Here is an 11,375-nt window from a genome sequence, read left to right as displayed (position 1 = left end):
AACGCCAGGAGGCGGCCCAGGGACCCGACGCCCTCACCGGCAAGGTCAGCTCCGCCTACCTCTCCCAGATGAAGACGGGTCTCGGACACTGGGTCGAGGGCGGCAACCGGAAGCAACTCACCTGGGGAATCTTCCACTTCCGGCTGTGACGTCCAGGCAGGCAAGGCAGATACGGACGGGGGCGGGCGGCAGGCCCGCTCGCCCCCGTCCGCGGTCAGGGTGAACGCGGGCCGTCCCCCTGCTGTCCCTGCTCCGGTACCCGTCCCGGGCCGGGCTGCCGCAGCCCGTCCGGGACGGGCTGCTCCCCGGTGCCCGGGACCGTCGGCCCGTCCGCGTCGGGTGCCCCCGCCAGCAGCGTGCTCAGACCGCGCCGGGTCGCGGCGACCACCACCCGGTCCTCCGCCTTGAGCACGTACCCGGGGTGCAGCCGCCACGCCAGCTCGCCGGCCCCGGTGGAGGAGACGGAGGAGAAGTCCGGGACCGGCGGCAGGTCCGACACATTCGACAGGTCGCTGCGCCGTTCGTCGGCGTCGGCGACGTCGAGGGCGAGCACCCGCCACGCCTCGGCGCGGAAGGCGCGGGCGACCGTACGGCCCTCCAGGAGCGGATTGCCGCGCACGTCGACGCTGGCGAAGACCAGCACCCGGCGGCCGACCGGGATCGCTCCGAGCACCTGACGGCCCATCATCGCCCCCGCGAACGCCGGGGCGGCGAGCGCGGAGACGCTGCGGCTGCGGGACTGGGCCGCCGGATAGGTGTCGCGCAGCGTGCGGTAGACCGTGCCGGCGAACTCGTCGTCGAACAGCCGCATCACCACCCGCAGTTCGGGCTTGATCTGGCGCGCGTTGAGCGACGCCTCCAGATTGGTGCCGTCGCTGCTGGTGAGGGCGAGCAGCGCGCGGCTGCGTTTGATCTTGGCGTGGTCCAGGACCCCGTCCTCGGTGACGTCCGCGATCAGCGTGGGCACCCGCAGCCGGCGGGCGCGTTCGACGCCGCGCGCCTCCGGATCGCGTTCGACGCAGACGACGGGGATGTTCAGCTCCAGCAGCCGGTCGAGGACACGCGTGCCCACCTTGCCCAGGCCCAGCAGCACCACGTGTCCGGACATTCCACGCGGCGGTGTCGGCAGGGCGGCGGCCTTGCGGAAGGCTCCGTAGCTCTCCAGCACCACCGCGAGCAGCAGCGGGAGCATCATCATCCCGACGAACCCGGCGAGCAGCTGGAGCACCTGCTCGCCGGCGGTACCGCCGAGACTGGGCTCGTTGATGGCGAAGACGTCGAGCAGGGTGACGTAGGCGGCGTGCAGCGGGGTCTCGCGGCTCATCGCCCAGTTCACCGAGGCGAGGGCGAGCACCACGGCCGTCATCGCCAGCAGCGAGTACCGCAGCCGCCGGGAGAAGAGCTCCTTGACGGCCAGCATCCTGGGCAGCCGGGGCGTGCGGGCGGCTGCCGTACGGCGCCCTCGGGTGATGGCCTCCAGCAGGACGGCGCCTCGCTGTGGCGGCAGCCCCGCCAGGTCCTCCTCGCCCGGCAGCAGTACGGGACCGCCGTCCACGCCGCCCTCGCCCGCTTCGGAGTCCCCGGTGGCCGGGAGAAGGGCGAGGGTGCACAGCGGGTTGCGCCGGTCGGCGGTGCCGAGGGTGCGCTCCTTGGCCCGTAACAGCAGCCCGTCCGCGTGCAGCACCTTGTCGCTGCCGACGACGGCCGCGGCGACGAGGGAGGGCGCGGCGGTGTCGGCGTCGGAGAGCACCGTCGCGGTGGCGTCGGCCGTGTCGCGTGACCCGCGGACGCGGGCGGCCCGGTCCAGCAGGTCCTCGAGGTAGTGGCCGAGGGTGCGGTTGAACATCCTGATCACCAGCCGCACGCGCGGATTGATGCGGCGTGCGCGCAGCGCGATGTAGATGTTCAGCTGGTCGTCGCCGGAGGTGATCGCCAGTGCGGTGGCCCGCTCTATGCCCGCCCGGATCAGCGCGGCGTCGTCGGGGACGCGCGCTTCGACGGCGTCCACCGACAGCGCCGTGTCGCCGACCAGTTCGGCGATCTGCGGGCCGTGGTTCCCGCCCCGCAGCGAGGGCAGTACGACGGTCACCCGCTGCCCGTAGACCGTGGCCAGCTCCTTGGTGACCCGCTGCGCGAGAGCGTTGTCGCCGCAGACAATCATGTTTCCGAGCAGACCGCCGCGGCCTAGGCTGCTGTCCATGCCATCCAAGGACAGTTCCCCCCTGCACATATGTGTGTTCTGCTCCGCCGCCGAGCTCGACGCCGTATACACCGACGCCGCACGCGAGTTCGCCGAGCTTATCGGCAGCCGCGGACACACGCTGGTATGGGGCGGTTCGGACGTCGGACTGATGAAGGTGGTGGCGGACGGGGTGCAGAAGGCCGGGGGACGGCTTGTCGGCGTCTCCGTGGAGTTCCTGCAGAGCAAGGCGCGGGCGAACGCGGACGAGATGGTCGTCACCGCCAGCCTGGCCGAACGCAAGGCGCAACTGCTGGAACGCGCCGACGCGTTCGTGATCATGGTCGGCGGTACCGGGACGCTGGACGAGGCCACCGAGATCCTGGAGCTGAAGAAGCACGGACTGCACGCCAAGCCCGTCGTGCTGCTCAACACCTCGGGCTACTACGACGGTCTGCGGGCGCAACTGGCCCGGATGGACGCCGAGGGATTCCTGCCGCTGCCGCTGGGCGACCTGGTCGCCTTCGCGGACGACGGCGCGCAGGCACTGGGGCTGCTGGAGTCCTGGTAGGACTCCGGCAGCTCACTTGCGGTTGTACAGGCGCATGGTGAGCGTCCCGAAGACGGCGATCAGCACACCGCCGGCGATCAGCGTCCAGCTGATCTCGGGCCCGTTCCAGTCGCCCGCCATCAGGCCGCGTACGGCCTCGACGAGATGGGTGACCGGGTTGACCTTCACGAAGGCCTGCAGCCAGCCCGGCATGGTCGTCGGATCGACCAGGATGTTGCTCAGGAAGGTGAGCGGGAAGAGCACCATCATGCTGACGCCCATCACCGACTTCTCCGTACGCAGCAGCAGCCCGAACATGGTCCACAGCCAGGAGAAGGCGAACGAGAAGGCCACCAGCAGCGCGATCCCGCCCATCACCCCCGGCACCCCGCCGGCCGGCCGGAAGCCGAGCACCAGCCCGACGGCCAGGATCACCACGGATGCCATCGTGTAGCGGAAGGCGTCCCCGAGCAGATAGCCGACCATCGGGGCCGGCCGCCAGATCGGCAGCGTACGGAACCGGTCGAACACCCCCTTCTCGATGTCGGTGTTGACCGATACGCCGGTGTACATGGTGGTCATGACGACGCTCATCACCATGATCCCCGGCAGCAGGAACTGCAGGTACTCGGTGGTCGAACCGGCCAGCGCACCGCCGAAGAGATACGTGAACATCAGCGTCATCATGATCGGGAACGCGGTGACGTCGAAAAGCTGCTCGGGCACATGCTTGATCTTCAGCATCGCCCGCCAGCCGAAGGCGGCGCAGACGGACAGGGCGCCGGGCCGGGCCGGCCGCTCGCCGGCGACCAGCAGGGCGGCCAGGCCCTCCGTGTCCGCGACGGGCAGCGGTGCTTCGGTGCCGCGGGCGACGCGGGTGCGGGCGGATGCGGGCGAAGTGCTCATGCGATGTCATCCTCGGCGGCCCGGCCGTTGCGCGAGTGGCCTTCGTAGGGACTGTTCTCGTGCGCGGGGTGATCGGTGAGGGCGAGGAAGACCTCGTCCAGGCTGGGCTGGCCCAGCGAGAAGTGGTCGACGGTGACGCCGGACCGGGTCAGTTCGGCCAGCGCGAGGGCCGCCTGTTCGGCGGCACCTCGCTCGGTGCCGCCCCCGGAGACGCGGGCGGTCAGCGACACCGGGTCGGGGTCGAGCTGCACCTGGGCGCCGAGCGCCCGCGACAGCAGGGCTCCGGCCTTCTCGCGCTGCCCGGCGTCGCGCAGCCGCAGATGTACGGAGCCGGCGCCGACGGACGACTTCAACTCCCCCGGGGTACCTTCGGCGATGACCCTGCCGTGGTCGATGACCGCGATCCGGCCCGCGAGTTGATCGGCCTCGTCCAGATACTGGGTGGTCAGCAGCACGGTCGTGCCCTGGGCGACGACGGCCCGCACGATGTCCCACACCTGGTTCCTGCTGCGCGGGTCGAGCCCCGTGGTGGGCTCGTCGAGGAAGAGCAGATCGGGGGTGTTGAGGATACTGGCCGCGATGTCGACGCGCCGCCGCATGCCGCCCGAATAGTGCTTCACCTGGCGCCCGGCCGCGTCGCCCAGCCCGAACGCGTCCAGCAGCAGGGCCGCCCGGTCCCGCGCCGACCGCCTGGGATGGCCGAGGAGCCGGGCCAGCAGCACGAGGTTCTCCGTGCCGGTCAGGTCCTCGTCGACCGACGCGTACTGCCCGGTGAGGCTGACCCGTGCGCGTACGGCGTCCGCCTCCCGCAGCACGTCGTGCCCGAACACCCGCGCATCGCCGCCGTCCGGGCGCAGCAGCGTGGCCAGCATCTTGACGGCGGTGGTCTTGCCCGCGCCGTTGGGGCCGAGCACCCCGTAGACCGTCCCCGCCGGAACCCGCAGGTCGATGCCGTCCACGGCCCGGTTCTCCCCGAAGACCTTCACCAGCCCCGACGTCTCGATCGCCGGAACGTCGCCGGTCTGCCGCCGCGTCGCGCGCAGCGCGGTATCCGATCTCATCGCTGCCTTCCCTGTCTCTCGGCCCCCTGAGCGCTCCGTACCGGACAGCGCCCACCTCACAGCCAACAGACTCGGCCGGGCGCGGAAACTCATCGACGGGCGGCCACCGGTGCGTGAGCCGGGCGGCCGCTGGTGGAACATGGGGGCATGGCAACTCATCTGATCACCGGTGCCGGATCCGGCATCGGCGCCGCCGTCGCCCAGCGGCTGCTGGAGCGTGGCGACGAACTGTGGCTGCTGGCACGCGACGCGGGCCGCGCCAGGGAGCTGGCGCAGCGGTTCGGGGGCGCCCGTACGGTCGTCGGCGACCTCGAGGAGCCCGAGCGGCTCTCCTGGGCGCTGAGCCAGCAGGAACTGCCCGGCCGGCTGGACTCCCTGCACCACATCGCGGGCGTCGTCGAACTGGGCGGGATCGACGAGCTGACACCGAAGATCTGGAACAGCACGCTCGCCGCGAACCTGGTCGCCCCCGCCGAGCTGACGCGGCTGCTGCTGCCGCAGCTGAGGGTCGCCCGCGGGCACGTCCTGTTCGTCAACTCGGGGGCGGGGCTGCGGGCCAACCCCCAGTGGGCGGCGTACGCGGCGAGCAAGCACGGCCTCAAGGCCCTGGCGGACGCGCTGCGCGAAGAGGAGCGCGGTCACGGCGTCAAGGTCACCTCGGTCTACCCGGGCCGCACGGCGACTCCCATGCAGGAGAAGGTGCACAGCCAGGAGGGCAAGGAGTACGACCCCGGCCGGTGGATCCAGCCCGGGGCGGTGGCGACGACGCTGCTGACGGCGCTGGACCTGCCCGGTGGCGGCGCGGAGGTCACCGATCTCAGCGTGAAGCCGGTCGCATGAGCGCGGCCGGCTGGCGGTTTCCGTGGGGCACGGCCGCCGCGACGGGCGTCGGCTCGATGCCCGGCGAGGACAGCAGGGAGGCCGCGCGCACGGTCGCCGGCACCCTGGAGAGCTTCCCCTTCCTGCCGGAGCTGCCCGCGCGGGGGCCGGGCGCGGACATGACGGGCCGCACCATCGGCCTGCTGGTGGAGCTGTACGCCCACGTCGAGCCCAGCGGCTGGCGGCTGAGCGACCGGCCCGGGCGCGACACCAGGCGGGCGCGATCCTGGCTGGGCGAGGACCTCGACGCGCTGGAGGAGTTCACGCAGGGATACCAGGGCGCGCTGAAGGTCTCGGCGGTCGGACCCTGGACGCTGGCCGCCGCCCTGGAACGGCGCAACGGCGAGGCCGTGCTCGGCGACGCGGGTGCCCGCCGGGACCTGGCGGCGTCCCTCACCGAGGGCCTGCGGTCCCATCTCGCGGACGTACGGCGCAGAGTGCCCGGGGCCCGGCTCGTACTGCAGCTGGACGAGCCGTCGTTGACGGCGGTGCTGCGGGGCAGGGTGCGGACGGCCAGCGGTTACCGCAGCCACGGCGCTGTCGACCGGGCCGTGGTGGAGGGGGCGCTGCGGGCGCTGACCGAGGCGGCCGGAGAGTCCGGCACGCCCGTCGTCGTGCACTCCTGCGGGCCCGAGGTGCCCTTCGGACTGCTGCGGCGGGCGGGGGTCACCGGCATCTCCTTCGACACCTCACTGCTCACCGAGCGTGAGGACGAGGCGATCGGCGAGGCGGTAGAGGGCGGCACAGCCCTGTTCGCGGGAGTCGTGCCCTCCGTCAGCAGGGCCGCGCCGCCGTACCGGGGATTGTCAGACCCTGCCGGTAGCGTCAGCGGTGTCAGGTCGCTTTGGCGCAGGCTCGGGCTGTCCCCGGCTCTCCTCACGGAGACGGTCGTGGTCACCCCGGCGTGCGGGCTCGCGGGTGCGGCGCCCGCGTACGCGAGTGCGGTGCTCGCCCATTGCGCCCGGGCCGCGAGATCACTCGCTGACAACCCTGAGTAACGTAACGGGAGGACGAGACGGTGGCTGGCGAACAGCACGCGGCAGAGCCCGCCGAGGTGGCCGGAGGCGTCCCCGCCGAGGCGCGGGAGCGGCATCAGCGCCTGGCGGAGCAGATCGAGGAGCACCGCTTCCGCTACTACGTGCGGGACGCGCCCGTCGTCAGCGACGCCGAGTTCGACCGGCTGCTGCGCGAGTTGGAGGCCGTCGAGGCCGGCCACCCGGAGCTGGTCACCCCGGACTCGCCCACCCAGAAGGTCGCGGGGCAGTACGAGACGGAGTTCACCGAGGTCGCCCACCGCGAGCGGATGCTCTCGCTGGACAACGCCTTCGACGACGCGGAGCTGGGCGAGTGGGAAGCCCGCGTCGGGCGCGAACTCGAGGGCGTGGAGCACCACTTCCTCTGCGAACTCAAGATCGACGGCCTCGCGGTCAACCTCACCTACGAGCGGGGGCGGCTCACCCGTGCCGCCACCCGCGGCGACGGCCGTACGGGCGAGGACATCACGCCGAACGTGCGCACCATCGCCGACATCCCCGAGCGGCTGACCGGGGAGCGGGTGCCGGCCCTGGTCGAGGTCAGGGGTGAGGTCTTCTTCCCGATGGAGGGCTTCGAGGCGCTGAACGCCGGGCTGGTGGAGGCCGGTGACAAGCCGTTCGCCAACCCGCGGAACGCGGCGGCCGGTTCACTGCGGCAGAAGGACCCCAAGGTCACCGCGGGCCGGCCGCTGCACATGGTGGTGCACGGCATCGGTGCCCGTGAGGGCTTCGACATCGACAGCCTCAGCCATGCCTACGACCTGCTGCGCGAGTGGGGCCTGCCCACCTCGGCCCACACCAAGGTGGTGGACGGACTCCCCGGCGTCCGCGAGTTCATCGCCCACTACGGCGAGCACCGGCACTCCGTCGCGCACGAGATCGACGGTGTCGTGGTGAAGCTGGACGAGGTGCGGCTGCAGGGACGGCTGGGCTCCACCTCGCGGGCCCCCCGCTGGGCGATCGCGTGGAAGTACGCGCCGCAGGAGGTGAACACCAAACTGGTCGACATCCGGGTCGGCGTCGGCCGTACGGGCCGGGTCACGCCGTACGCGGTGGTGGAACCGGTGACGGTGGCCGGCTCCGAGGTGGAGTTCGCCACCCTGCACAACCAGGAAGTGGTCAGGTCCAAGGGCGTACTCATCGGGGACACGGTGGTGCTGCGCAAGGCCGGGGACGTCATTCCGGAGATCCTGGGGCCGGTCGCCGATCTGCGGGACGGCAGCGAGCGGGAGTTCGAGATGCCCGCCCGGTGCCCGGACTGCGACACGGAGCTGCGCCCCATGAAGGAGGGCGACATCGACCTGCGCTGCCCCAACGCCCGTTCCTGCCCCGCCCAGTTGCGGGAGCGGATCTTCTACCTGGCGGGGCGCAAGTCGCTGGACATCGAGCACTTCGGCTACGTGGTGGCCACCGCGCTGACGCAGCCCCTGGAGCCCGCCGAGCCGCCGCTGCGCGACGAGGGCGGACTCTTCGACCTGGAGGTCGCGGACCTGCTGCCCATCAGGTCCTACGTACTGGACCCGGACAGCGGGCTGCCCAAGCGTGACCCGGAGACCGGCGAGGAGAAGGTCGTCACCCTCTTCGCCAACAAGCAGGGCGAGCCGCGTAAGAACACCCTCGCCATGCTGGAGAACATCCGGGCGGCCAGGGAGCGTCCGCTGGCCCGGATCATCACGGGTCTCTCGGTCCGGCACGTGGGTCCGGTCGCGGCCGAGGCGCTGGCCCGCGAGTTCCGGTCGCTGGACCGGATCGCGGAGGCGGACGAGGAGGAGCTGGCGGCGACCGAGGGGGTGGGGCCGACCATCGCGGCCTCGCTGAAGGCGTGGTTCGCGGAGGACTGGCACCGCGAGATCGTGGAGCGCTGGCGTGCGGCCGGGGTCCGGATGGCGGCCGAGGACTCCGGAGAAGCCGGGCCGCGTCCGCTGGAGGGGATCACCGTCGTCGTCACCGGGACGCTCGCCTCCCTCACCCGTGACAGCGCGACGGAGGCACTGCAGGAGCGTGGAGCGAAGGTGACCGGTTCCGTTTCGAAGAAGACCGGATTTGTCGTGGTGGGGGAGAGTCCGGGGTCGAAATACGACAAGGCCGTCCAGCTGAAGGTACCGGTTTTGGACGATGACGGACTCGCCGTTCTGCTGGAGCAAGGGCCGGACGCGGCACGGGAAGCAGCGGTCACACCTCCCGAGTAGGATGTTGACGGCACGTCAAGTCGCCTCTGGCGTCCCGCTGTTGTTCTGAGGTCCCAGCCGCCCCATGCGTTTACGCCGGGGTATCCCTACAGAAAGCGCACAGTAGGCGCACAGTTTCCGGTCGACGTTCCGGAACGGGGCTGAATCGGCGGGGGCGCATTGAGGCACTCCCGCTCGATCGCTGCCCTGGCGGCGGTGCGCGGCCTACTGTTGAAGTACGTGCCTGGGTTGGCGAGCAGGTACGGACGGCTGCGAGAGGGACGGGCATGCAGGAAATCCCTGGGGGCCACAGTCCCCCCGACTCTCGCCTGCCCGCCGACGGGGCGGGCGGGCGCACGGGGGCCACGGCCGGAGCGGAGGACGTCCCGTGGCTGCTGCGGCTGGCCGCCCTGCGGGTGCCCGGACTGCGGATGACCGTCGTGACCGTGGCCGCGATCGCGGCCGGTGCGGGCGTGGCGAGCGTTCTGACACGCGGGCACGCTCTGTTCCCCGACGCCGTCAGAGGCTGGTCGCTGGCCGTGCTCACCGGCATCATCGTCGGCCATCTCGTCGCCCTCGGCCGGGACCGCTGGTGGGGAGGCACCGGTTCGGGTGCCGCGCTCACCATGGCGATACTGCTGCTCTACGGCTGGGTGCCGGCCGTACTGGTCTCGCTCACCGTGGTGGTGCTGGTCGGTGCCGCCCGCCGGCACCGCTGGCGACAGGCGGTGGTGCACGGTGCCGTCGACATCCTCGGCATCGGCGCCGCGGCCCTCGCCCTCGCCGCCTTCGGCACCCGCCCCTCCGTCGAGCACCCCTGGAAGCCCGACGACTGGGGCTTCTTCACGCTGCCCGCCGTCGTCCTCGCGGCCGGCGCCTATCTGCTGGTCACCCGCACCCTGTTGTGGTTCTCCTACGGCCCGCGCAAGACCAGCCTGCCCACGGCGCTGCGCCGCTCGCTGCTGCGGCACTGCCTGGTCGCTCTCGCGCTGCTGGGGATCTCACCGCTGATCGCCGTCGTTGCCGTGCACCGCTCCCTGCTGCTCCCGCTGTTCGCGGTGCCGCTGATCGCGCTGGACTCCACGCTGTGGATCGCGCGAGCCCGCGCCGAGGAGGCGCTCCGCGACCCGCTCACCGGACTGCCCAACCGTCATTGGCTGTTGGAGCGCACCTGGTCGGCGCTGGAGGAGGCCGACCGCCTCGAGGCCCGTTCCGCGCTCGTCCTCATCGACCTCGACCGCTTCCGCTCCGTCAACGACACACTCGGCCATCTCGCGGGCGACCGGCTGCTGTTGCAGATCGCCGAGCGGCTGCGGGCGGCGCTGCCGCGGGGTGCCGAGGCGGCCCGGCTGGGCGGCGACGAGTTCGCCGTACTGCTGCCGCTCGCCGACTCCACGACCAGCGCCATGCGCACCGCCCGCACGCTGGTCGCCGCGCTGGGCTCACCGCTGGACCTGGACGGGCTGACGCTGGTGCTGGAGGCGAGCGCGGGCGTGGCGGTCTTCCCCGAGCACGCCCGGGAGGCCGAGGGGCTGCTGCGGCGCGCGGACGTGGCGATGTACGAGGCCAAGCGGGACCGTACGGGCGTCGAGGTCTACGAGGCCACCCGGGACGGCAACACCCCCGACCGGCTGGGCCTGTTGGCGGACCTGCGCCGGGCGCTCGACGCGGGCGAGGTCGAGCTGCACTACCAGCCCAAGGTCGGCTTCGACGGTGTCGTCTCCGGGCTGGAGGCGCTGGTGCGCTGGGTGCACCCGGAGCGCGGCCGGGTTCCCCCGGACGAGTTCATCGCGATCGCCGAGACCTCCGGGCTGATGCCCCGGCTGACCGAGTACGTGCTGGAGACGGCGCTCGCCCAGGTCGCCAGATGGCGCTCCGACGGGCTGACCGTGCCCGTCGCGGTCAACGTCTCGCCCCGCGACGTGCACACCCCCGGCTTCGCCGGAGCCGTCGCCGGACGGCTCGCTCGCCACGGAGTCCCGCCGGGGGCACTGCAGCTGGAGATAACCGAGCACGTTCTGCTGGAAGATCCCCAGCGGGCCGCCGACACCCTGGCCGCCCTCACCGGGCACGGCGTGAAGATGTCGCTGGACGACTTCGGCACCGGCTACTCCTCACTCGTACACCTGCGGCGGCTGCCGGTGAGCGAGCTGAAGATCGACCGCTCGTTCGTGGCCCGGCTCGCGGTGGACGCGGAGGACGCGGAGATCGTCCGCTGCACCGTCGATCTGGCGCACTCGCTGGGCCTGTTGGTCGTGGCCGAGGGCGTCGAGGACGACGAGACCTGGGAGCGGCTGCGGGATCTGGGCTGCGACGCCGTCCAGGGCTGGCTGGTGGCCGCGGCGATGCCGCCCGACGAGACGACGGCGTGGCTGCGGGCGCGCGAGGGCGTACCGCACTCCCTGGAACGCGACCACCCGCGCCCGCAGTTGCCCCCCGGACCCTCCGCCGCGCAGCCCACGGGCTGGCAGCCCGTCAAGTAGCGGAAACCCGCGCGGGCGCGCCCGCGTCTCGCGATGCGAGCACTGGCCTGCCGGCCCGGCCCACGGGTCCTTCGCCGCCCGCCCCGGGCTGGGCGGGTGCTACTCACGCGAGTAG

8 protein-coding genes are annotated in these 11,375 nt (G+C 72.1%); 5 read left to right on the top strand and 3 right to left on the bottom strand.

Translation table 11 applies throughout. From position 1 onward, the window contains the following. Positions 1 to 214: 214 nt before the first annotated feature. Complete coding sequence (locus ACRDP3_RS27160) at positions 215 to 2,200, bottom strand: NAD-binding protein (protein ID WP_431519657.1); 1,986 nt, start codon at positions 2,198 to 2,200, stop codon at positions 215 to 217. 22 nt (positions 2,201 to 2,222) lie between these two features. Here ACRDP3_RS27160 and ACRDP3_RS27155 point away from each other — a divergent pair, with 22 nt between their 5' ends. Further along, positions 2,223 to 2,750, top strand: coding sequence for a TIGR00730 family Rossman fold protein (locus ACRDP3_RS27155; protein WP_431519659.1), 528 nt, complete (start codon positions 2,223 to 2,225; stop codon positions 2,748 to 2,750). Positions 2,751 to 2,762: 12 nt separating this feature from the next. Here the strand turns inward: ACRDP3_RS27155 and ACRDP3_RS27150 are convergent, their stop codons facing one another. Both ACRDP3_RS27150 and ACRDP3_RS27145 read right to left on the bottom strand, forming a co-directional pair. Next, positions 2,763 to 3,635: an ABC transporter permease gene (locus ACRDP3_RS27150; protein WP_431519656.1), complete on the bottom strand. Its 873-nt coding sequence runs from the start codon at positions 3,633 to 3,635 to the stop codon at positions 2,763 to 2,765. Then, entirely contained in the window at positions 3,632 to 4,696 is a 1,065-nt protein-coding gene (locus ACRDP3_RS27145; protein ID WP_431519655.1) for an ATP-binding cassette domain-containing protein, read from the bottom strand. The genes ACRDP3_RS27150 and ACRDP3_RS27145 overlap by 4 nt, the downstream gene beginning before the upstream one ends. A gap of 147 nt (positions 4,697 to 4,843) precedes the next feature. On the opposite strand from ACRDP3_RS27145, the gene ACRDP3_RS27140 reads away from it, so the two are divergent. From ACRDP3_RS27140 to ACRDP3_RS27125, 4 genes are all read left to right on the top strand, one after another. Continuing rightward, positions 4,844 to 5,536, top strand: a complete 693-nt coding sequence (locus tag ACRDP3_RS27140; protein WP_431519654.1) for an SDR family oxidoreductase — start codon at positions 4,844 to 4,846, stop codon at positions 5,534 to 5,536. After that, positions 5,533 to 6,573: a methionine synthase gene (locus ACRDP3_RS27135; protein WP_431519653.1), complete on the top strand. Its 1,041-nt coding sequence runs from the start codon at positions 5,533 to 5,535 to the stop codon at positions 6,571 to 6,573. Before ACRDP3_RS27140 ends, ACRDP3_RS27135 begins: the two co-directional genes overlap by 4 nt. Before the next feature lie 20 nt (positions 6,574 to 6,593). Then, positions 6,594 to 8,798, top strand: a complete 2,205-nt coding sequence (ligA, locus tag ACRDP3_RS27130; RefSeq protein ID WP_431519652.1) for an NAD-dependent DNA ligase LigA — start codon at positions 6,594 to 6,596, stop codon at positions 8,796 to 8,798. A gap of 410 nt (positions 8,799 to 9,208) precedes the next feature. After that, positions 9,209 to 11,260 carry a putative bifunctional diguanylate cyclase/phosphodiesterase gene (locus tag ACRDP3_RS27125; RefSeq protein WP_431519658.1) on the top strand — a complete coding sequence of 684 codons (2,052 nt, stop codon included), beginning with the start codon at positions 9,209 to 9,211 and terminating at the stop codon, positions 11,258 to 11,260. The last annotated feature ends 115 nt before the right edge of the window (positions 11,261 to 11,375 follow it).

The sequence above is a fragment of the Streptomyces sp. genome, assembly GCF_050698815.1.
Classification (GTDB): Bacteria; Actinomycetota; Actinomycetes; order Streptomycetales; family Streptomycetaceae; genus Streptomyces.
Note: the sequence above shows the minus strand (reverse complement) of the source record. Positions and strands in the feature narration are given on the sequence as shown.